The organism is Brucella sp. TWI559, assembly GCF_039674265.1.
In the GTDB taxonomy this organism is placed as follows: domain Bacteria; phylum Pseudomonadota; class Alphaproteobacteria; order Rhizobiales; family Rhizobiaceae; genus Brucella; species Brucella chromiisoli.
On record NZ_JBDJNE010000006.1, the window covers coordinates 119276 to 140971 of the forward strand.

Below are 21696 nucleotides of genomic sequence, written 5' to 3' on the forward strand. Positions count from 1 at the left end.
GCTTGTGTGGCGCTAAAGCGCATTTTTGGGATGAAAACAGTGGACGTGCAGTTTTAAAACATAAGTCTTGCCAGAGTGAAATGGGGGGCGATAAGTTTATGTTTTAAGTAAGTACGTTTTATTATTTTTGAATTATTTGAAATGCTCAATTTATACGTTTGGTGGCGAGCTGGCTAATTGTTGTAATCCACCTTTCGACCACAGCGGACTGTTCGCTGGCGGATTGCGTGAGGCGTTGAAAAGTGTCGATACGACTGCTCGTGTCCGGCGCGTCTGTATTCCTTGATAGCATCGCGCCGAAAGGTGCATGCCCTATAATTGTTCATTGGAAGCAAAAGATTGCGGGCAGATCTGGTTCCATGCGAGCTTTGGGTAATGACGTGTTTCAACCATCAACTCGAATTTCTGGCGATCTTGTTGCCATGGCTGTGGAAGCAGGGCTGGCTGAGGTCGTGGTTCAGGGGGCGCTGGATAACGAATATAGAATGAGAAATATAAAGGGGAGTAGCGCTCCGACAGTATGACCTTCAGACACTTTCGTGACTTAAGTAATCAGCGGTAACTCTTTGAAAGAAGAGGAGAAAATGGTGGGTGATGTAGGGATCGAACCTACGACCCGCTGATTAAGAGTCAGCTGCTCTACCAACTGAGCTAATCACCCACTCGCTTCTCCGAGGCAGCGGCCCCGGTGAGGTGAGCGGTTCTATAAAGGCCGCTTTTGTCTGTGTCTAGCCTTCAATCGAAAAAAATCGAAAAAAAATTGGTTTGGTTTTAGAAAGCCCGGAAATGCGCGGTTTTGTGATCGGTTAGGCTTACACGTATTTCGCGTATAGATGATAAACAATCGCTTTGATTGCTGAAAGCGGACTTTTATGCGGAATCAATTTGGTTATGATTCTGTTTTGAAACATTTTTTTGATCGGGCGTTGTAACGTCGCTGCGGAGTTTCCATATCCACAAGGCTCAATCTGGCTATTCAAAAGCAGAACAGGCATGATTTTCGCTGCAAATGTCGCACGTATGTCATCAATTTTTGATGCTTGTCTGGATGCTTAAGGATATAAAAGACTTGATTGACTGATATGATTTTTATCATTGAGCAAAATGCCGAAAGCGTTTGTGACGCGCAGGCAGGCGAGGGGTTCATGCACCGGGTTATCCTCGTTTCAGAAAACTCGAAGTGGCCCCAAGATCGGGGCGTGCTTCAAAATCCGGTTCGCGGCATTTTGAGGACGGAATGGAAAGCATAATTAGCGATCTCGGACAGTTCATTTCCGATCATCGGGTATGGGCGGGTCCGATCGTGGGCGTGATAGCCTTCGGCGAGTCTCTCGCTATTATTGGAATGTTCATTCCGGCCACGCCAATCATGCTCGCGATTGGCGGTCTGGTTGGCGCTGGTATCGTCGAACCCTGGCCAATCATCATCGGTGCAATCATCGGTGCCGTAATTGGTGATATTGTTTCCTATTTTCTTGGCTGGTGGCTTGGTCGCAGTGTTATTCATAAGTGGCCATTGAATAAACACCGCAGCGGTGTTGCGCGTGCGCGTTTGCTGTTCCGCCGCTATGGTTTCTCTGCCGTGTTCCTTGGGCGCTTCTTTGGCCCCGTGCGTTGTACCGTTCCGATGGTGGCGGGCATGATGTCGATGGATCAGAAACGTTTTCAGACGGCGAATGTGCTTTCTGCGATGGTTTGGGCTCCGCTCATGTTCCTGCCGGGCTGGCTGGCTGGTCGTGGAATGGGAATTTTTGCCAAAATGGACCGTGACCATATGTTCTGGTTCGTTATTGGCATCACCGCCGTTACGATTGTCGCGACGGTGATCGGGATGCGATTCTTCAAGGCGCGTCCACGCCGTGAACGTAAGCGTGGCGTGCAGGTTTCTCCTGCTGAATAGATATGGTCTTGCGTGCGCGCTTTGTGTCTGCATAATACAGCGCTCATACGTTCAAATGACAACATGGCATTGAGGGGCACGCAACGTGTCCGGTTCATGTCTTTTTAAAAGGTTCATCGCGCTTTATGCCCGGCGACAGTCCTGACGATTCGTCTTCACGAAGTCCCGCTCCCATTCCGGGAGCATCGGACCTAAAAGGCTTTGAACTTATTCACGCCGTTTGCAATCTCCTTATACCGTTCTGCTTTTCAGCGGTTCGGAAGGGAAATGCATGCGGCGTTTTTTCTCTTTTTTCTTTTCGTTGATTTTATAGGAGCCGACACATCATGGACTGGTCCATGGACTGGATTGCCGACCCCAATGCCTGGATAGGTCTGGTGACATTGGTGGTGCTTGAAATTGTTCTTGGCATCGACAATCTCGTCTTTATCGCAATTCTGGCCGATAAACTTCCGCCGCATCAGCGCAATCGTGCGCGTATCGTCGGCCTCACGCTGGCGCTTGTGATGCGCCTTGTGCTGCTTGCATCCATTTCCTGGATCGTGACGCTGCGCGAGCCATTGATTACCGTAATGGAGCTTTCTTTCTCCGGTCGCGATATTATCATGCTTATTGGTGGTCTTTTCCTGCTCGCCAAGGGCACAATGGAACTGCATGAGCGGCTTGAGGGCGCGCATGGTCCGAAGAACACGCGTGTTGCGCATGCGATCTTCTGGCAGGTTATCGTTCAGATCGTCGTGCTTGATGCCGTCTTCTCGCTTGATAGCGTGATCACTGCTGTTGGTATGGTGCAGCATTTGCCGGTGATGATGATTGCCGTTGTTATCGCTATTGGTGTGATGATGCTGGCTTCGCGGCCGCTTATGGATTTCGTTAACAAGCATCCGACCGTTGTCATCCTCTGTCTCGGCTTTTTGATGATGATCGGTTTCAGCCTCGTTGTCGAAGGTTTTGGCTTCCATATTCCAAAGGGCTATCTCTATGCCGCTATTGGCTTCTCGGTGCTGATTGAGGCCGCCAACCAGATGGCACGCAAGAACCGCGAGAAGCTGGTGACAACCAACGATTTGCGCGAGAGAACCGCTGGTGCTGTGCTTCGTCTGCTCGGGGGTCAGCGCGATGACAATCCGCTCTCGGATACGGTCGATGTCATCGCCCAGCAAACGGCTGCCAGTGACGTTTTCCTGCCCGAAGAGAAGGAAATGATCCGTGGTGTTCTCGATCTTGCTGATCGTCCTGTGCGCTCGATCATGTCGCCGCGCAATGAAGTCGAATGGCTTGATCTGGATGAAGACGAAAATGAACTGCATCAGGCGATCCGTGGACTTTCGCATTCGCGTGTTGTGGTGGCGCGCCGACAGGTCGATGAATTTGTTGGTGTGGTGCTGGTGAAAGATTTGCTGCTCGACATGAGTGATCGCAAGCCAATCAATTGGGACAATGTGGTCAAGCAGCCGCTTGTTGTGCATGAAAATGCCAATGTGCTTCGGGTTATGGAGCAGCTTCGTGTTTCGCCGGTCCAGTTGGCCGTGGTGGTCGACGAGCACGGTTCGTTCGAAGGCGTGGTGACACCAACCGATGTGCTAGAAGCCATTGCGGGTGAATTCCCTGATGAGGACGAGGAAGCCGCGGTGGCGGAATCGGACGGAATGGGCGGCTATCTTGTTGATGGCTTTACCGATATTCGCCGCCTTAGCAGCATACTTCAGCGTGATCTCGTTGATGACAGCGATCGTTACACCACGCTTGCCGGCTATATTCTCTGGCACCTTGGTCATTTGCCGCTTGGCGGTGAACATTTTGTGGCAGATGGATATGAGTTCTCTATTGAAGCCATGACGGGGCGGCACATCGAGAAAGTACGGATCAGGCCGGTTGACGATTATACGCTGTAAGCCGGAATAATTTTGCGGGCATCCTCGCGATGCTCGCAAAATATTTCGTTCTGTAAACTCCGATAAAATCAGTATGATATTGACTTTAATGCACAAGCCTTCAAAATTAACACATTGTTCATTGTTGCGGCTTGAGCGCGATTTGATCTGATTGAATCAGATCTTCGCTTCGTTCGGATAGGACGTAAGCTCCAAGTCGCTGCTTTGAATAGCTGCTCGCGAAATGGGCGCGAACTGGAGGATTTTATGAAGCGCAAATTAAACTTGCTGGCTCAAAGCTTAGAAAATGCTGTGCTGGGCGTGGCGGCGGGTCTCGCACAGCCCTGGGGTAAGATGAAGTTGAATGCTGAGGAAATTGCTGAACGCCGTCGCCATCGCCTTGACCGCGGGGAGCAAAGTTTTCTGTGGTGCTGGCAGCATCGCGGTTTTTGGTGAGATTGAGAGCAGATCCCGAAAAGTGTGAAACAGTCCTTGGCTCAGATGCACTCTCAACCAAGAAAAAATTTCGAAGGCCGGAGGCGAAAGCTTCCGGCTTCTCTATTTTTGTTTCGCCTCTTGTTGCTTTTATGGAAAATTTTTCTCATGCGTTTTTTGCATAGAGGCAAGATTTCCAAGAATGGTTTTAAAAGTAGTTTATATATTTAAATCAATGATTTAGGTTGCTTATTGCTCTTCTCCATGTAGATTTATTTCCCAATAAAGACCGAGTTATGGGTCCTTTGTGTGCGCAAAGGGAGAAGGGTGCGGATTATGAAGAAAATTATTCTATATGCGGCGGTTGCGCTTGGTTTGGGCGCTGCCCCGGTTCAGGCACAAGAGCAGCCTCATGATATTCTCAATGTTTCTTATGACATTGCGCGCGAGCTTTATGAGCAGGTAAACAAGGCCTTTGTGGCTGACTGGAAAACCAAGACGGGGGAAGATCTCACCGTTAATCAGTCTCATGCCGGTTCATCCAAGCAGGCACGCTCCATTCTGGAAGGCCTTGAAGCGGACGTTGCGACCTTTAATCAGGTGACCGATGTGCAGGTTCTCCATGACAAGGGTGGTTTGATCCCCGCTGACTGGCAGAAGCGTTTGCCGAATAATTCCTCGCCTTATTATTCATTCCCGGCGTTTCTGGTGCGTGAAGGCAATCCAAAGGGCATCAAGAACTGGGATGATCTGGCTCGCGACGATGTGAAGGTAGTCTTCCCTAACCCTAAGACCTCCGGCAATGCGCGCTACACTTATCTCGCAGCCACCGCCTATGCCAATGAAGCGTTCAAGGGTGATCAGGAAAAGGTTCACGCATTCATCGGTAAAATCTTCAAGAATGTTCCAGTGTTTGATACGGGCGGTCGTGGTGCAACGACGACCTTTGCCGAACGCGGCATTGGCGATGTTCTGGTGACGTTTGAAGCGGAAACCCGCGGCACTGAGAAGGTTCTGGGTGCAGATAAATATGATGTGGTTGTGCCAGAAGTCAGCCTGCTTGCTGAGTTTCCGGTGACAGTGATTGATAAGGTCGTCGATAAGCGCGGTTCACGCAAGATTGCCGAAGCGTATCTGAACTACCTTTACTCGCCGGAAGGGCAGGAAATTCTTGCGCAGAACTTTAATCGTGTGCATGACAAGGACGTGATTGCAAAGCACAAGGATATTTATCCAGATGTGCGTCTTGTAACGGTTGAAGATGCTTTTGGCGGTTGGGAGAAGGTTCAGAAAGATCATTTCGCCGAAGGTGGTGTGCTCGATAAGCTCTTTACTGCCAAGTAAAAACAATTATCCGGCGAGAGCAGTCAGCTCTCGCCTTTCATTTGGAAAATCCAGTGTCGCTTCTGAGCATGAAACGCAATTCGGTGCTGCCGGGGTTCGGGCTGACCCTCGGCTGCGCTTTGCTGTATCTGGCGGTCATTGTCGCTTTGCCGCTTCTGGCTATGATTCTGAAAACTGCCAGCCTCGGCTGGAGCGATTTCTGGAGAATTGTTACCTCCGATCGTGCGCTGGCGACGTTTCGCATCACAATCAGTGCCGCAGCGGTGGCCACCGTGTTGAATGGTCTTTTCGGCTTGCTGCTGGCGTGGGTTTTGTCGCGTTATCAGTTTCCGGGTAAGCGGTTGATTGATGCGGCAGTTGATTTGCCTTTTGCGCTGCCAACGGCGATTGCCGGTCTGGCACTGGTGACATTGTTTGCCCCAAATGGCTGGTTTGGACGTTTTCTCGAACCCATCGGTATTAAAGTTGCTTACGCGCCGCTTGGTATCATGATTGCCATGTTTTTTACTAGTATTCCGTTTGTCATTCGTACGGTGCAGCCGGTGCTTGAGGAGATGAGTGCGGATGTGGAGGAGGCCGCGCGCAGTCTTGGCGCTACACCCTGGCAGATTTTTTCGCTTATTATCTGGCCGACGATCTTTCCCGCTTTTCTGGCCGGCGCATCATTGTCCTTTGCGCGTAGTCTTGGAGAATTTGGCTCTATCGTCTTCATTTCCGGCAATCTGCCTTTTGAAACGGAAGTGACGTCGCTTCTCGTTTTTATCAGGCTGGATGAATATGACTATCCGGCAGCCGCCGCACTTGCTTTTGTTATGCTGGTGATGGCGTTTTTCATGCTGCTCATAACCAACCTCATTCAGGCAAGGCAGCTTCGTTATGCAGAGCGGTAGTGCGAGTTTACAGGCGCGCAATGCGCCCGGTCCTGTGCGCAGCCTGTTGATCGGGCTTGCTGCAATTCTGTCGGCAATTTGCATTGGCGCGCCGCTGGCCGTCATCTTCTCCTATGCTTTCAGCAAGGGCGTGGATGTCTTCTTTGGAGAAATCCTCAAGCCTGATACGCTGCATGCAGTGTGGTTGACGGTCTTGACCGCAATTGTCGTTGTGCCGATCAATATGGCATTCGGCATTTGTGTTGCATGGCTGGTCACGAAATTCCGCTTTCCCGGGCGCAGGCTGCTGATTACCTTCGTCGAGATCCCGTTTTCCGTGTCGCCTATCGTTGCGGGTGTGACCTATCTGTTTTTGTATGGCTCGCAAGGGCTGCTCGGGCCGCTGCTTGAAACGTATGACATCAAGATCATGTTCACCGTTCCAGCCATCTTTCTGGTAAGCCTGTTTGTGACATCGCCCTTTGTGGCGCGCGAACTCATTCCATTGATGCAAGTGCAGGGCAGTGATGAGGAAGAAGCGGCTCTGACGCTTGGAGCCAATGCGTGGCAGACATTTTTTTATGTCACGCTTCCCAATATCAAATGGGCGCTGCTTTATGGCGCAGTCCTTTGCAATGCACGCGTGATGGGTGAATTCGGCGCTGTGTCCGTTGTATCGGGTGCCATTCGCGGTAAGACGAATACGCTGCCTTTGCAGGTTGAACTTCTGTTCAACGATTATAATGTTGCCGGGGCTTTTGCTGCGGCTTCGACATTGGCGGGCATTGCGTTGTTGACGCTCGTTCTTAAAGTCTGGCTGGAACGCAGACAGCATAGTTAAAAGAAACCGCCCGACTTATAAAAAAGCGGGCGGTTTGCGGTCACGCTGCTTGGGAGAGCGTGTGTGTTATGGGTTCCCGATGCAGGGACGAGGCGAGGATCGCGCCTTCCGGCCAGCGGCTGAAGCCGCTTTCCACATTGATATGTCCGGCGTCACCCATGTCGACAAAGCCTGCACCCCAGACATTGGCGATGGCTTCCGCCTTGGCAAAGCTCATATAGTCGTCAGTGCGGCTGGCAACGACGATGGACGGGAAAGTCAGTTCATGACGCGGCAGCGGCGCAAAGCTTTCAAAGCGGCTGTCGCGGCGGGACATGGTTTCAACGTCTGCCGGGGCGACTAAAAGTGCGCCAGCAACGTGAGATGCAGCCGGACGGCTTGCGAGATGCGAAACAAGAATGCAACCTAAACTATGGGCAACCAGAACCGCACCGGGATTCTCGGCGAGTTTGGCTTCGAGCGCGTGCATCCAGTCGGATAGCACCGGATAGTGCCAGTCGTCCTGTTCGACAAGCACTGCTGACGGATCGTCATGCAACCATTGGCGCTGCCAGTGGCCTGCTTCCGATCCCTTGTAACCGGGGATGATCAATGTCGCAGGCATGCGTAAGTTCCTCTTGGAAGTGCCTTGGGATAAGGCTGTTTCTGCTTTTGCATTGGGAGGTTATGCGAAGCAATTTCCAAGATAGGGGTGATTATGCCTATTTTTAAGAAAAATGAATTCAATTTGAGGCGGATATGTAAAAATTATACCCGCCTCGCTGTCTCACTTCTTCTGCTTTTCGTTCCACCGCAATACGAATTGTGATTTTTCGAAAATCAGAACCACAAAGAGCGAGATGGCAAAAGGGATCAGCAGATAGAGGAGACGGAAAACAATCAGTGCGGCGAGAACATCAGCCTGATTCATGTCCGGCAAGCCGGTGAGAAACACCAGTTCCAGCACACCAAGCCCACCGGGTGCATGCGAAATAAGCGCCGCCGAGAACGATACCAGAAAGATGCCAAGGATGATCAGAAAGCCGGGATTGCCCGCTTCTGGGAGTGCAAAATAGATGATGCCTGCAGCGCCGATGAGTTCGAGTGGCGCCACTATAAGCTGCTGTGTGACCACGGGAAGGCGCGGATATTCCAGACGGAATTTACCGATCTGCAATGGGCGAAGCTGGAGCCAGCTACCAAAAATATAGAGCAACACGAATGCCAGCATCAGCAAAGCAATGATGGTGGAAACGGTCGGCGTCAGGTCTTCGTTGAAACGCATGAGAATATGCGGTTCGAGCAGAAGCACGATGCTTGATGTGATGATGACGCCCAGCACGAATGTGAAAGAGCAGAAAGCGATGAGGACGGCGATTTCACTGCCGGGCATGCCCTGCGAGGAATAGGCGCGGTAGCGCACGACAGCGCCAGACACAACGGAGGCTCCGATATTGTGCGATAAGGCGTAAGTTGTGAACGAGCACAGCGCGATGAAGAGCCAGGATATTTTTCTGTGCAGATGAAGAAGTGCGATGCGGTCATAGCCAGCGAGCGAGCTATAGGCGAGGAGTGCTGCGGCGGCTGCAAGAAGCCAATGGTGAGCGCGGATCGCGTAAAGGCTGTCCAGAACGTCATCAAGCGAGATACTGCGCAATTCACGATAGAGAAGCCATGCTGAAATAGCGACTGCACAAATGCCTATTATTGGCCAGATATAATCCTTAAACTTCATTAATTGGCCACCGCACCTTTATTTCGCATGTCATCCCCTTTTGGCGCATCGGTTGTACCTTTCAGGACAGTTCCGGTGCATTCCCATTCAAACCTGTCGTGGCGTCGGACTGTGTCCTAACCGATTGCTTCTGCGTGGCGCTGGCCTCGCTGCTTATCGCGCGTTCCATGGCGCTGGCAATTTCTGCAGCCCCTAGAATAACCTCATCTGCACCCAGGTCCTCCAGATATTTCGCTTCTGCTGGTGAGCAGACGTGCACAATGATACGGATGCCGGGATTCGCGGATCGGGCAAGACTTGTTATGCGTCCTGCCTCAAAGGCATTGGCTATTGCAATGACAATATGTTGAGCGAATTCCGGATTCGTCGTTTCCCATATTTCAGCATCCGAGGCATTTCCCGCAATAGCTTCAATGCCGATTTCTTTCAATTTGTAATAAATCTTGGGCGAATTTTCGACAACGAGGAAAGGTATCTGCCTTTCCTGTAAACTTGAAGCGATGTGTTTGCCGATCTGGCCATAGCCGACGATGATCGTATGCCCTTTGAGGGGGCTTATTGGCCGGGGTTCGGAGCGATCCGTATCGCCGCTGGATGGGACGCTTTCGTCATGAGCTATTTCTCCACCCAGCCGCTTTTCAAGCCATGGCCGCATACGCTCCGCAGCAATGAACATCAATGGGTTGAGAAAGATCGAAAGCATTGCACCGGCAAGGATCAGGTCACGGGCATCGGGCGGCAGCAGATTGAGGCTGACACCCAATCCGGCCAGAATGAAAGAAAATTCACCGATCTGGGCGAGGCTTGCAGAAATGGTCAAGGCGGTTCCGATTGGCCGGCGAAACGCGCGTACGATAAAGAAAGCTGCAACCGATTTACCCACCAGAATGATGGCAAGAGTCGCGATCAGGGGCAGGGGATCGCGAATGAGGCTCATTGGATCAAACAGCATACCCACTGAAATGAAGAACAGAACGGCGAACGCATCGCGCAAAGGCAGGGATTCTTCGGCAGCGCGATGGCTGAGTTCGGATTCGCTCATCACCATGCCAGCGAAAAATGCGCCAAGTGCAAAAGACACACCGAACAGATGTGCCGCACCAAAAGCAACGCCGAGGGCTATTGCAAGAACACCAAGGCGAAATAATTCGCGTGATCCGGTCTGCACAATGACATTCAGCAGCCATGGAATGACCTTGCGGCCAACCACCAGCATGAGAGCGACAAACACCGCGACCTTGGCAATGGTGAAGACAATGATGCCGGTGATGCCGAGCCCCAGCCATTGGGCGATGGGATCGCTGGCGACTGCGTGACCTTGTTCACTGCTTAAGCTGGCAAGTGCTGGCAGCAGCACCAGCGCCAGAACCATGGCGAGGTCTTCAACAATCAGCCAGCCGACTGCGATGCGGCCCCTGTCTGTATCGATAAGGCGCATGTCCTGCATGGCGCGTAAAAGCACCACAGTGCTGGCAGTGGAAAGGGCCAGGCCAAAAACCAGTCCGGCTTTTACATCCCAGCCAAGTGCTAAACCAAGAGCGGTCCCAAGGGCTGCGGCTGTCGCGATTTGTGCCAGCGCACCGGGCACCGCTATGGCCTTTATCGAAAGCAGATCTTTGAGGGAAAAATGCAGGCCCACGCCGAACATCAGCAGAATAACGCCGATTTCGGCCAGTTGAAGAATGAGATCCTGATCGACGACGAAGCCGGGCGTATGGGGTCCGGCAATAATACCGGCCAGCAGATAACCGACGAGAGGAGAAATTTTAAGACGCGTGGCAATCGCGCCGAAAAGAAATGCCAGACATAACCCGATGACAATTGCTGCAATCAAAGGCGTGTCATGGGGCATAGGAATGTCTTTGCGGTTTCAGTGTGATTAAGCTTTGCAAGATGCCGGGCATGATTGAGACCATGCCCGGCACGTTGTTTATTTCTGCGCTGTGGCGCTGTCTTCAATCGCCTGATGGGCGTGCTGACGATGCTGCCACCAGTTGCCGAGCAACAGCAGGATTGGTGCTGCGATGAAGATCGACGATGAAGTCGCAATAAAGATACCGAACAGCATAGGCACGGCAAAATTATGCACGGCGCTGCCGCCCCAGATTGCCATCGGGAGCATACACAGGAATGTTGTCATCGAGGTATAAACACAGCGCACCAGCACCTGATTGATACTCATGTCAACGATTTCGCGCAGAGGCTTTGACTTATAAAGACGCATGTTTTCACGCATGCGGTCATAAACCACGACCTTATCGTTTACCGAGTAACCGATCGCTGTCAGAAGCGCTGCAATGGCCGTCAGGTTGAAATCGAGCTGGAACAGCGCGAAGAAACCGACCATTTTTGTGGTGTCGAGGATAAGCGTGATGATCGCACCCATCGCAAAAAACCACTCGAAGCGCCACCAAAGATAGACGAGCATTCCAAGCGCTGACAAGATCACGGCAATAAAGCCGGAACGTGCCAGTTCACCGGAAACTTTCGGTCCGACAACCTCACTGCGTTCGATCTTTGTGCCAGGGTCCAGTTCCATCACAGCATCGCGCATTTTGTTGACTGCAACGGTTTGCGCTTCTTCGCCACCATCCTGACGCTGGATGCGGATCAGGACATCATTCGGAGTTCCCGCAGACTGAAGGGCAACTTCGCCCAATCCGAGAGCGCTGAGCTTTTCACGCAACTGTGCCAGATTGGCTGGTTGAGAGGTTACGATTTCGGCCTGAATACCGCCCTTGAAGTCGATGCCGTAATTGAGCCCCGGCTTGAAAAACAGGCCAATGGAAGCAATCGAAAGCACGATAGAGACTGCGATACCGATAAAACGCGCATTCATGAAGCTGATATTCGTCTTTTCAGGAACGAATTTCAGGAATGGTTCGATGACAAGGGTCTTGAGCTTACGTTTGCGAACGTACCAGGCCATCGCCATGCGAACGAGCGTCACATCGGTGAACATGGAAATCGCAATACCCAGCATCATGGTAACCGCGAAACCGCGTACCGGACCTGTGCCGAATGTAAAGAGAAGCACGGTAGAGATCAGCGAGGTGACATTCGCGTCCACAATGGTTGAGAAAGCCGCATGGAAGCCCTTGTCGAGGGCCGCCATAGCGCCCAGACCTCTGCGTGTTTCTTCTCGTATGCGTTCGTTAATCAGAATGTTCGCGTCGACCGCTATGCCGATACCCAGAATGATACCTGCGATACCCGGCAGTGTCAGCGTCGCTCCGATCAGGCTCAATGCCGAGAACGTCAACAAGGTATGGAGCAGCAGTGCTACGTTGGCGATGGTGCCCCAGACGCCATAGAGGAGCTGAATGAAGACGGCTACGAGGACGAAGCCGATGATGCCCGTAACAAGCCCCATCTTGATGGCGTCGCCGCCAAGGTCAGGACCAACGGTGCGTTCTTCAATCACGGTCAGCGGAGCAGGCAAAGCACCTGCACGCAGCAGCGCCGACAGAACGACACTGTCCTGAACCGTGAAATTGCCGGTAATCTGGCCTGAACCGCCGGTGATCGGCTCATTGATACGCGGTGCGGTCAGGACCTTGTCGTCAAGAACGATGGCGAATGGACGGCCCACATTCTTGGTCGTGATGTCCGCAAACTGGCGTGCGCCAAGGCTGTCGAAGCGGAACGACACGATTGGCTCATTGGTGCGCGGATCAAAGCCTGCACGCGCATCGGTCAGACGTTCGCCAGAAAGTGCGATCTGATCTTCGATCGGGTATTTGATGTTCGGGTCTTTGGAATCCGGCAGAATGGTGACACCGGGTGGTGGCGGATCATTCGGATTGACGTCCGCGACCATATGGAAGCTCATCTTCGCAGTGCTTCCAAGAAGCTGACGAAGATGGGCCGGGTCCTGCAGGCCCGGAAGCTGAACAACGATACGGTCAGAGCCAACGCGCTGGATTGAAGGTTCGGCAACACCGACCTGATCCACACGCTGACGAATGATTTCAAGGCTCTGCTGCAATGCCGCATCAAGACGATAGGTGAAGCCGGCCTCTGTCAGCGTCAGGCGGATTTGATTGTCACTGGTGGTAACATCAATATCGTTGATCGCAGTTCCGAAGCCTGTGGTGTTGACCTGTGAAATCAGTGTTTTAAGCGCTGTATCGGCTTTTGCACGCTGATCGGCATCAGGGATTGTGACAATAACCGCATCACCAACGGCACGGATCGATTGTGGTTGAATGCGTTCAGCGCGCAGCTTGCTGCGTGCATCGTCGAGCAGCGCCCGCATACGATCTTTTTTGAGGCTGGCCGCATCCACTTCAAGGACGAGATAGGAGCCACCACTCAGATCGAGACCAAGCGTCACCTGCCGCTTTGGGAACCACGACGGCAACGCCTCAAGTTGTGGCTTTGTGAAGAAATTGGGCAAGGCGATGATGACGCCGATCAAAACGATCAGGCCATAAAGCACAGCGACCCATTTAGAAGTACGCATGAGTTGAAATTCCAGATATTGAGCACGTGTAAATTTCGTATAGAATACAAAAGCCTAGCGCGCATTTCTTCGTAAATGATTCAGGATTGGATATTGCCAATCGCCATGATGGTTTTCAGGCGCTTTGTGGTGGCGCGCGCACTTGGGAATATGTGCTTCGTGAAAGTCTTAAAAACTTGGAGGCGCTTGCAGCTTCGACGGGTTTTGCGTCAAAAAAGGCCAGCTGGTTTGGCTGAGCCGCCAGAGCTGCGCTTTTGCCGCTGGAATGGGCTGCTTTAATTTTTGCCGCGGCTGCTTGAGCAAGGACAGCACGCATCGGCTGCGGCGCCGGCGTCGATTGCTGGCGCGTGGGTATGGCAGGTGCGTCTGCAACCTGCTGTGCTGCCATGCTTTTTGGCGTATTCTGCCCCGCGTCATCGGCGAGCGCTGAGAGGTCCACAGCAAAAATAAAGGCAGTAAATGACAGGACACACGTTACAAACAGCATGAAGCCATGCTGCTTGTAACGATCAATATGCTCAATCCTGTTCTTCATGCCCTTTATCAAAATGCCTGGACTTTCCCTTTAAGTCTTTCCGCAAAAATGACCTGGTGCCGGAGCGGCTTTACCGTAAATCTCACCCCTGAAAAGTCTGTCGACTTTTGGGGACTTCGCCCAGACAACTACAGCATCGTTTCACAAATTGGAATCCTTTTCTGTTTCTACCCAATGCCATACCCTTTATAAGGCCCAATCCGCGCCGTATTTTATGGTGATAAGATGACACGGTTTGGCTTTTGTTTTTTGCATATCTTTGTTCCAAAACGGTTCTCACTTTGGGCATGCATGCTTGAGAGCGCGTTTTGGCCGGATTGAATCAAATCGGCGCTCTAAACCCTTTTATTTGATGCATAATCTTATCGATCCTTGTTTCACTTCGGTCGGATTATGCATTAGTATCGCTTCAACGATCGCACGCTTTTTGTTCCCCCGTGTTTGTAAAACAGCAGAGTTCTAAATTGGCATATTTATCGACGTTCCGTGCTTTTGCCTTTGCCGTGACTGGTGTTGCCTTTCTGCTTGGGGCGTTCGATAACGCTCTTGCTCAGGATAGCAAGGTGCAACAGCCGCAAGCGGAGCAGGCCGAAACGGCACCATCGTCCGCACCCGCATCCGCCCCTACGGTGGATAGTGGCGCACCTGTATCCAGTGTCGTTCAGCAGCAAAAGCCGGTTATCAATGATCTGAAACAGCAGACGAAGACGATCAGTGATCAGTTGCAGAAATCTGCAACCAACGATGAATCGCTTGCGAATTTTAAGCTTCAGCTCGATGCGCTTTCGAAGAAGTTGCTTGATGCCGGTGTCGCTTTTCGTCCTCGCCTGACGGAAATCAACACACGTCTTGAGCAACTGGGTGCCGCACCTTCCGGCGATCAACCGGCAGAGCCTGCAATCGTTGCTGAAGAGCGGGCGCGACTGGTTGCAGAAAAGGCCGAAATCAACGCGGTTATCGGTGAAACCGAAGATGCATCGCTGGCCGTCAATCAGATGTCGGCAAAAATCAGCAATATGCGGCGTGATCTTTTCACGCAAACATTGTCCCAGCGTGTCAACCTTGATCTTACACTCGGCTCCGAAGTGTCTTCCGCTGCCGGGAATCAGATGATTTCGCTGTGGAGCATCGTGAAATCATGGTGGCGTTTCGTTTTTACCTTCAAGCTGAATTCATTTCTGGCTGCCGCGTTCTTTGCGCTCATCGCGGCGTTGATTATTCAGCTTGGCGCGCGGCGGGCTCTGGGTTCGCTTTATGAACGTGACGTCAACAATGAAGCCCCTTCTTATCTGAGCCGCTTATCGGTTGCCTTCTGGTCTACCGCTATCCCTTCGGGGGCGGTCGCTGTTTTTCTTGCAACGACCTATTTTTGTCTCGATTATTTTAATGTGCTCAGACCTGATATTGGTGCACTCCTGCAATCGCTGTTTATCGTCTTGGGCATTGTCTTCTTTATCAGCCGGTTGGCATTTGCGTGTATCAGTCCTTATACGCCTGCATGGCGTTTGGTGCCTATCGCTCCGCGTCCGGGCCGGGCATTGGTCTGGCTGATTACCGGCATAGCACTGATCAATGGGCTGGATTCATTTTTCAGCAAAGTTAATCAGGTGCTGTCGTCACCCTTGTCACTGACGATGGCGAAAAGCCTGCTTTCGACTGTTGTTATTGGCGTATTGATACTGGTTATTGCGTTTCTCAAACCGATTGAGAAGATCCCCGGAGAAGCTGTTCGTCCCTGGCCTAAAGCATTCAGGATATTTCTGTTGCTTCTTGGTCTTGTACCAATTGTTGCGGCCGGACTTGGCTTTATCGGCCTGGCCCGGTTTATGGCGCAACAGATTGTGGTTACCGGCGCATTTCTTGTGACGATGTATCTTGGTTTTCTCACGGGGCGCGCCATTTCCGAAGAGCAGGCTTTCGCATCCAGCCCCATTGGGCGGGTTTTGCGTGAACGGTTTCATTTTGATGAGGCAAAGCTTGACCAACTCGGTCTTGTTGTTGGTATCCTCATCAATCTCGCGGTGGCGCTGATTGGCATTCCGCTGGTGTTGATGCAGTTCGGATTTCAGTGGTCCGAGCTTAAGAACACGTTCTATCATTGGATGACGGGATTCCAGATTGGCAGCATTTCCATATCACTTATGGGGATTTTGACCGGGATTTCCTTGTTCTTCATCGTCTATCTGATGACCCACTGGTTTCAGAACTGGCTGGATAGCAAAGTTCTCGCGCGTGGACGTGTTGACTCGGGTGTCCGTAACTCGATCCGTACTGTTGTCGGATATGTCGGGTTGGTGTTGGCGGCGCTGATTGCAGTGTCGGCTGCGGGTTTTAATCTTTCAAGCCTTGCCCTGATCGCCGGCGGTCTCTCGCTTGGTATCGGTTTTGGCCTTCAGAACATCGTGCAGAATTTTGTTTCCGGCCTTATTCTTCTTGCAGAGCGCCCTTTTAAGGTTGGTGACTGGGTCGAGGCGGGTACAGTCAGCGGTATTGTCAAGAAAATCAGCGTTCGCGCAACGGAAGTGGAAACTTTCCAGAAGCAGTCGATTGTTGTTCCAAACTCTACGCTCATCAACGGTAATGTTGGAAACTGGACGCTACGCAACAAGCTTGGTCGCATTGATATCAATGTGCAGGCCGCTTACACTGACGATCCTCGCCGTGTTCACGCACTTCTGTCTGAAATTATTCGCGGTCATCCCTCCATTTTGAAAAATCCGGAGCCGTTTGTGGCCTTTCAGAGTGTGACGGATTCATTAATGATTTTCGACGTTTATGCGCATGTCGCAGATATTACGTCTACGGGTTCCATCAAGAACGAGTTGCGATTCCAGATTGTCGAACGTTTTCATGCTGAAGGAATTCCATTTTCGTCGTCTGCAACCAATCTGGTGCTTGGCGTTTCTGAAATCGAAAGAGTTTCCGAGATTGTCGAGAAGGACAGATCACGCGGCGCAAAATTGCGCAAGGACAAGCCGGTCGAGGGTGATAAGCCGCAGCATGACGACAAGGTATGAAGGTGCGTTCAGTTGCAGTTCAGCTTTGAAGTCTTATAAGTGGTCATGAAAAGAGGCAGTTGAACTGTCTCAGAGCAAGGGGGCCGAATTTTCGGCTTATAGCGGGAGCAGCGGAAGCGCTGAAACGATATGAACAGAACTCAGGTCAATTATGCTGGCAAGGTTGCGCTTGGTGCGGTGCTCGCACTTTCGTTTTCCATGCCAGGCCTTTATGCTGCAACCGTATCGAACAATGATAGCGCCGCTCAGACCATCGTCGTCACTGAAGGCGCGTCAAAGCGTGAAATGCTGATAGCACCAGCCGAAACAGTCGATTTTTGCGATGGTGGTTGCTTTGTGACCTTCCCGAACGGTGACCGTGAGGCGCTGAAGGGCGATGAAAAGATCGTTATTTCTGGCGGCAAGGCATCGTTTCAATAAGTTCAGATTACGTTGATAAAAAGCCGGGGTTTGCCCCGGCTTTTTGCACCTTTTAAATGATTATATCAGCTTCGCGGCTTGAGATTTTCTGGATCGTAGAGTGGCTTATAGCCAATCGATACAACCTCCACCGGATACGTTTCGCCGAAATATTCGACATTCAGCTTTCGCCCTTGCTGACAATAGGACCAAGGCAGATAAGCAAGCGCGATGTTCTTGCCGATGCTCGGGCCGTAGGCGATGGACGAGGTGAAGGACCGGCGACCGAGTTCATCGATCAGCGTTTCTCCCGTTTCAGGATCAAGGACCGGTAGAATGCCGACCGGATAGCGTTTGACGCCTTTGGAATCGACATTTTCTGTTATAACCAGCGTGCAGAGCATGGCTGGTTGATGATCGCGGGCCTTATACTCCAGATGCTTTGCCTTGCCGCGGAAGTCTGCCTCCTTGACCTTTGGGCGAGCGAGATCCGCTTCAAGAAGATTATATTCGGTGAGCAGATCCGCATTTTGGAGACGCAGGCTTTTTTCCATCCGGCGGCTATTGGCATAGGTTTCAACACCAACCGCAATTGCGCCGGTTGAACGCAGCGCATCCCATATGGCGAGGCCGTCTTCATAGCGCATGTGCAATTCCCAACCCTGTTCACCGACATAGGAAATGCGGAAGGCGGTTACATCCTTGCCCGCAATACGGATCGGCTTGATGGCGGCGAAGGCAAAGTTCTCAAGATCAAGACCTTCCGGATTTTCGACAACCTTCTTGAGATTATCGCGGGCGTTTGGTCCCCAGATGCCGATGGTGGCGTATTTTTCTGTAACATCGGTGATGGTGACATCAAAACCCTTATCTTCAGCAACGCGGCGCATGTAATGGAAGTCGCGGGGGCCGGCATCGGCGCCGTTGATCATACGCATACTGTCAGCCATGCGCATTACGGTGAAATCGGCGCGCACCATGCCTTCATCATCGAGAAAGTGGGTGTAAATGCCCTTTCCGATATTGGCGTCACCGCCGATTTTTGCAGCACACAGCCACTCCATCAGCGCGACATGATCCGGGCCTTCTATGTCGTACATCGCAAAATGCGAGAGATTGATGATGCCGCAATCTTCACTCAATGCCAGGTGCTCGGCATTGGAAACGCGCCAGAAATGGCGGTTGTCCCACTCATTTTCCCGCACCGGAATACGGTCGCCATATTTTTCCAGCAGATGCTCATTGGCTGCATAGCCGTGCGCACGCTCCCAGCCACCCAGCTCCATGAAGTGGCCACCCAGTTCCTTTTCCCGTTCATAGAACGGTGAACGGCGAATATTGCGGCCTTTGGAAAAGGGCTCACGCGGATGCACCGCCGGATTGTAAACCTTCATTGCGGTTTCGGTGCAGCGATCCCAGATGAATTGCTCGGTCATCTGGTGCGGATAGAAGCGCGAATAGTCGATGGCGTGATGATCGATTTTTGTACGACCATCGGTCATCCAGTCGGCAATGAGTTTACCCATGCCGGGGCCGTCCTTGACCCAGATTGCAACCGCATACCAGAGGCCACGGACTTTCTGGCTTTCGCCGATTGAAGGTCCGCCATCGGTTGTTACCTGTAGGAAACCATTGAAGGAATGGCTTTCATTATAGCCCAGCTCGCCGAGAATGGGGGTTAGTTCGATGGCGCGTTCGAGTGGTTCAAGAACCTGCTCCATGTCGAGATCACGCTGTGATGGCGACAAACGGGCTTCATGTTTTTCAAGAAGGTCACGCGGGTGGCAGAGGCGCGGATTGGTTTCCTCGTAGTAGCCCCACTCAATTTGACCACCTTCGGCAGTCTTTGGGTCGCCGGTGTCACGCATATAGGCCGAATTGCCCTGGTCGCGCAAAAGTGGCCAGCCAATTTCCTTGCCGGTTCCGGCAAACGCATTATAGGGGCCGAAGAAGGTCAACGGATGATCAATGGGCATGACGGGCAGGTCTTCGCCAACCATTTCGGCAATCAGCCGGCCCCAGAGACCGGCGCAAACCACCACATAGTCGGCTTCGATTGTACCACGATGGGTGACAACGCCCTTGATGCGTCCATTTTCAACGATGAGCGACTGAGCGGGTGTGTTTGCAAAGCTTTTAAGCTTTCCCGCATTTTCCGCCTGATCAATCAATCTGCCTGCAACTGTTTGCGAGCGTGGAATAACAAGGCCTGCATCCGGGTCCCACAAACCGCCCTGAACAAGGCTCTCTTCGATCAGTGGAAATTTTTCTTTGACTTCGGATGGCTCCATCAGGCGAGCCCGCGTACCAAAGGCTTTGCCGGATGCGACCTTGCGCTTGAGCTCTTCCATTCGGGCATCGTCGCCGACGCGGGCAACTTCAATACCGCCGACGCGGGCGTAATGGCCCATTTTCTCATAGAAATCGATGGAATAGAGCGTCGTCCAGCATGACAGGAAATCATGGCTTGTCGCATAGCAGAAATCAGATGCGTGTGCGGTGGAACCAATGTCCGTGGGGATGCCGGATTTGTCGATGCCGACAATGTCGTCCCATCCTCGTTCGATCAGGTGGTGGACGACGGATGCTCCGACAATTCCACCAAGCCCGACAATGACCACTTTTGCCTTTTTAGGAAACTCTGCCATTTCATGCGATCCCATTTTGTATTTGATGGAATCATAGTGGCTGCGCCCGGCCCACAATTGTCATTCTACGACATAATCACGGCACGAGACGACCGAAACATCTTCGTTGCAAAATGGCGCTGGTGCGTGAAGGGCAGATCGTGGCTCCATGTTGATGATTTGATTCATCACGCAGGGCTATCACTATGATTTAAAAGAAAAACCCGCGTTCTGAGTGCGCGGGTTTTGTTATGATCCTCGGGATTATGCCGCAATCAGCATTTTCCGGTCAGCCCGTTCCTGCTGGGGTGAGCGACCATAAAGCTCGCGATAACACTTGGAAAAATGCGACGCGGAAACGAACCCGCAGGCGACGGCAACTTCAACCACCGGCAAGGAGGATTGCAACAGCAAATGCCGGGCCCGGTCGAGGCGTATTTCCAGATAATATCGTGCCGGAGAACGGCCCATTTCCTGACGGAACAGGCGTTCGACCTGACGGCGCGAAAGCCCGATATTATGGGCTACGTTAATGAGTGCTTCCGGTTCGGAAAGGTTGGCTTCCATCATTTCGATGATGGTCAGAATCTTTGAATTCTGGATGCCAAGGCGGGCGCGAAGTGGCAGGCGTTGGCGGTCGTGCGGGTTGCGTACCCGGTCGGTGAGGGCTTGTTCGCAAATGCGGTTGACCAGATTATCATCGAAGTCATCGCCGATGAGCTTCAGCATCATGTCGAGCGAAGCGGTCCCGCCTGCGCATGTAAAGATATTGCTATCCACTTCAAAAAGATCGGCATAGACTTCAGCTTTCGGAAAAGCTTCCGAAAAGCCTGGCAGGTTTTCCCAATGAATGGCGCAGCGTTTGCCCGAGAGAAGGCCCGCAGCCGCCAGAATATGCGCACCGGTGCAGAGCCCGCCAACCGCGACGCCGCGGTTATATTCTTCACGCAGCCAGGCAAAGACAGATTTGTTGCGGAAATCCTCGACATAGACGCCTGAGCAGACAAAGACCATGGATGGGCGTTGTTCGCTTTGAAGATAGCGGCGTTCATCCTCCAGTGACGCATTGACCGCGCATTCCACGCCATTTGAAGCCTTGACCGGCTTGCCATCGGTGGACGTCAAACGCCAGTGATAGGCTTCATAACCCAGCATTCGATTGGCAATGCGCAGTGGCTCTATCGCTGTCGCAAATGCGATCATCGAGAAGTCAGGGACAAGAAAAAAAACAATAGACCGCTTAATCGATGAAGCTGGATTCATAGCCTGATCGTTCCCATTCTCAAAAGCCCGAACTGCGGTTCCCGACGCAGTTTCCGGCTTTGTGCCTCCGTCATGACACCGGGACTATAGAAGGCCCAGTCATCCGGTCGCTTTTTGACCGGTAGTCCCATTGCTCCTGCCCTATTTTACAGGGGATAGGTCATGGCGCAAACAGGATAGGCGTATTGAGACATAGAACTTTCGGGTTGAATAGTGCGGCTAAATGCCTGCCGTATATTGGTCCCTATATGTCGCTAAATTGAAGGCGGAAAATTCCAACTCGCAATTCGAATATGCCTTACTGCATTTGGCCTCTCCTCGCGGGGGCGGGAAGGCGGTCATCCACGCAAGGCCAGCCGATGTCGTGCCGAATGTGCTCGGGCAGGCTTTCGAGAATTCTGCGGCTCTTCTTT

The 21696-nt window shown here is 52.1% G+C and carries 14 protein-coding genes, 1 tRNA gene and 1 pseudogene; 8 read left to right on the forward strand and 8 right to left on the reverse strand.

Annotation, left to right across the window (positions count from 1 at the left end; translation table 11 throughout):
• Positions 1-585 precede the first annotated feature (585 nt).
• A tRNA-Lys gene (locus ABE530_RS09975) sits at positions 586-661 on the reverse strand.
• A 576-nt stretch (positions 662-1237) separates the two neighbouring features.
• Here ABE530_RS09975 and ABE530_RS09980 point away from each other — a divergent pair.
• The 6 genes from ABE530_RS09980 to cysW all read left to right on the forward strand — a co-directional run bounded on the left by ABE530_RS09980 (position 1238) and on the right by cysW (position 7263).
• The gene (locus ABE530_RS09980) at positions 1238-1900 is read left to right on the forward strand and encodes a DedA family protein (protein WP_265985352.1); all 663 of its coding nucleotides are present in this window, start codon (positions 1238-1240) and stop codon (positions 1898-1900) included.
• A gap of 326 nt (positions 1901-2226) precedes the next feature.
• Positions 2227-3795, forward strand: a complete 1569-nt coding sequence (locus ABE530_RS09985; RefSeq protein ID WP_499694408.1) for a TerC family protein — start codon at positions 2227-2229, stop codon at positions 3793-3795.
• Positions 3796-4041: 246 nt separating this feature from the next.
• Positions 4042-4230 carry a hypothetical protein gene (locus ABE530_RS09990; RefSeq protein WP_265985350.1) on the forward strand — a complete coding sequence of 63 codons (189 nt, stop codon included), beginning with the start codon at positions 4042-4044 and terminating at the stop codon, positions 4228-4230.
• A gap of 315 nt (positions 4231-4545) precedes the next feature.
• Positions 4546-5553 carry a thiosulfate ABC transporter substrate-binding protein CysP gene (gene cysP, locus ABE530_RS09995; RefSeq protein WP_265985348.1) on the forward strand — a complete coding sequence of 336 codons (1008 nt, stop codon included), beginning with the start codon at positions 4546-4548 and terminating at the stop codon, positions 5551-5553.
• Between the two features lie 68 nt (positions 5554-5621).
• Complete coding sequence (gene cysT, locus ABE530_RS10000) at positions 5622-6443, forward strand: sulfate ABC transporter permease subunit CysT (protein WP_499694462.1); 822 nt, start codon at positions 5622-5624, stop codon at positions 6441-6443.
• The gene (gene cysW, locus ABE530_RS10005) at positions 6430-7263 is read left to right on the forward strand and encodes a sulfate ABC transporter permease subunit CysW (protein WP_265985346.1); all 834 of its coding nucleotides are present in this window, start codon (positions 6430-6432) and stop codon (positions 7261-7263) included. Before cysT ends, cysW begins: the two co-directional genes overlap by 14 nt.
• A 40-nt stretch (positions 7264-7303) precedes the next feature.
• Here cysW and ABE530_RS10010 read toward each other — a convergent pair whose 3' ends face one another.
• The 5 genes and pseudogenes from ABE530_RS10010 to ABE530_RS10030 form a co-directional block, all read right to left on the reverse strand.
• Positions 7304-7867, reverse strand: a complete 564-nt coding sequence (locus ABE530_RS10010) for an alpha/beta hydrolase (RefSeq protein ID WP_499694409.1) — start codon at positions 7865-7867, stop codon at positions 7304-7306.
• A 162-nt stretch (positions 7868-8029) separates the two neighbouring features.
• Positions 8030-8977, reverse strand: a complete 948-nt coding sequence (locus ABE530_RS10015; RefSeq protein WP_499694410.1) for a lysylphosphatidylglycerol synthase domain-containing protein — start codon at positions 8975-8977, stop codon at positions 8030-8032.
• Positions 8978-9067: 90 nt separating this feature from the next.
• Positions 9068-10829, reverse strand: a pseudogene (locus ABE530_RS10020) (cation:proton antiporter domain-containing protein); the annotation flags it as partial.
• A 78-nt stretch (positions 10830-10907) separates the two neighbouring features.
• Complete coding sequence (gene secD, locus ABE530_RS10025; protein WP_265985341.1) at positions 10908-13442, reverse strand: protein translocase subunit SecD; 2535 nt, start codon at positions 13440-13442, stop codon at positions 10908-10910.
• 115 nt (positions 13443-13557) lie between these two features.
• The gene (locus tag ABE530_RS10030) at positions 13558-13977 is read right to left on the reverse strand and encodes a hypothetical protein (protein ID WP_265985340.1); all 420 of its coding nucleotides are present in this window, start codon (positions 13975-13977) and stop codon (positions 13558-13560) included.
• A 464-nt stretch (positions 13978-14441) separates the two neighbouring features.
• Here ABE530_RS10030 and ABE530_RS10035 point away from each other — a divergent pair, with 464 nt between their 5' ends.
• Together ABE530_RS10035 and ABE530_RS10040 are read left to right on the forward strand one after the other, a co-directional pair.
• Positions 14442-16994 (forward strand): mechanosensitive ion channel domain-containing protein, encoded by a 2553-nt coding sequence (locus ABE530_RS10035; RefSeq protein WP_499694411.1) that lies wholly within the window; start codon positions 14442-14444, stop codon positions 16992-16994.
• 129 nt (positions 16995-17123) lie between these two features.
• Entirely contained in the window at positions 17124-17414 is a 291-nt protein-coding gene (locus ABE530_RS10040; protein WP_265985338.1) for a hypothetical protein, read from the forward strand.
• Between the two features lie 65 nt (positions 17415-17479).
• Here the strand turns inward: ABE530_RS10040 and ABE530_RS10045 are convergent, their stop codons facing one another.
• On the reverse strand, positions 17480-20041 hold the full coding sequence (locus ABE530_RS10045) for a GcvT family protein (protein WP_499694412.1): 2562 nt from the start codon (positions 20039-20041) through the stop codon (positions 17480-17482).
• Positions 20042-20284: 243 nt separating this feature from the next.
• Entirely contained in the window at positions 20285-21283 is a 999-nt protein-coding gene (locus tag ABE530_RS10050; RefSeq protein WP_265985336.1) for a GlxA family transcriptional regulator, read from the reverse strand.
• Positions 21284-21696 lie beyond the last annotated feature (413 nt).

Bases quoted from the DNA above. Each gene is read 5' to 3' on its own strand.
- ABE530_RS09980 (WP_265985352.1), top strand. From the start codon at position 1,238: ATGGAAAGCATAATTAGCGATCTCGGACAGTTCATTTCCGATCATCGG.
- ABE530_RS09985 (WP_499694408.1), top strand. From the start codon at position 2,227: ATGGACTGGTCCATGGACTGGATTGCCGACCCCAATGCCTGGATAGGT.
- ABE530_RS09990 (WP_265985350.1), top strand. From the start codon at position 4,042: ATGAAGCGCAAATTAAACTTGCTGGCTCAAAGCTTAGAAAATGCTGTG.
- cysP (WP_265985348.1), top strand. From the start codon at position 4,546: ATGAAGAAAATTATTCTATATGCGGCGGTTGCGCTTGGTTTGGGCGCT.
- cysT (WP_499694462.1), top strand. From the start codon at position 5,622: ATGAAACGCAATTCGGTGCTGCCGGGGTTCGGGCTGACCCTCGGCTGC.
- cysW (WP_265985346.1), top strand. From the start codon at position 6,430: ATGCAGAGCGGTAGTGCGAGTTTACAGGCGCGCAATGCGCCCGGTCCT.
- ABE530_RS10010 (WP_499694409.1), bottom strand. From the start codon at position 7,867: ATGCCTGCGACATTGATCATCCCCGGTTACAAGGGATCGGAAGCAGGC.
- ABE530_RS10015 (WP_499694410.1), bottom strand. From the start codon at position 8,977: ATGAAGTTTAAGGATTATATCTGGCCAATAATAGGCATTTGTGCAGTC.
- secD (WP_265985341.1), bottom strand. From the start codon at position 13,442: ATGCGTACTTCTAAATGGGTCGCTGTGCTTTATGGCCTGATCGTTTTG.
- ABE530_RS10030 (WP_265985340.1), bottom strand. From the start codon at position 13,977: ATGAAGAACAGGATTGAGCATATTGATCGTTACAAGCAGCATGGCTTC.
- ABE530_RS10040 (WP_265985338.1), top strand. From the start codon at position 17,124: ATGAACAGAACTCAGGTCAATTATGCTGGCAAGGTTGCGCTTGGTGCG.
- ABE530_RS10045 (WP_499694412.1), bottom strand. From the start codon at position 20,041: ATGGCAGAGTTTCCTAAAAAGGCAAAAGTGGTCATTGTCGGGCTTGGT.
- ABE530_RS10050 (WP_265985336.1), bottom strand. From the start codon at position 21,283: ATGAATCCAGCTTCATCGATTAAGCGGTCTATTGTTTTTTTTCTTGTC.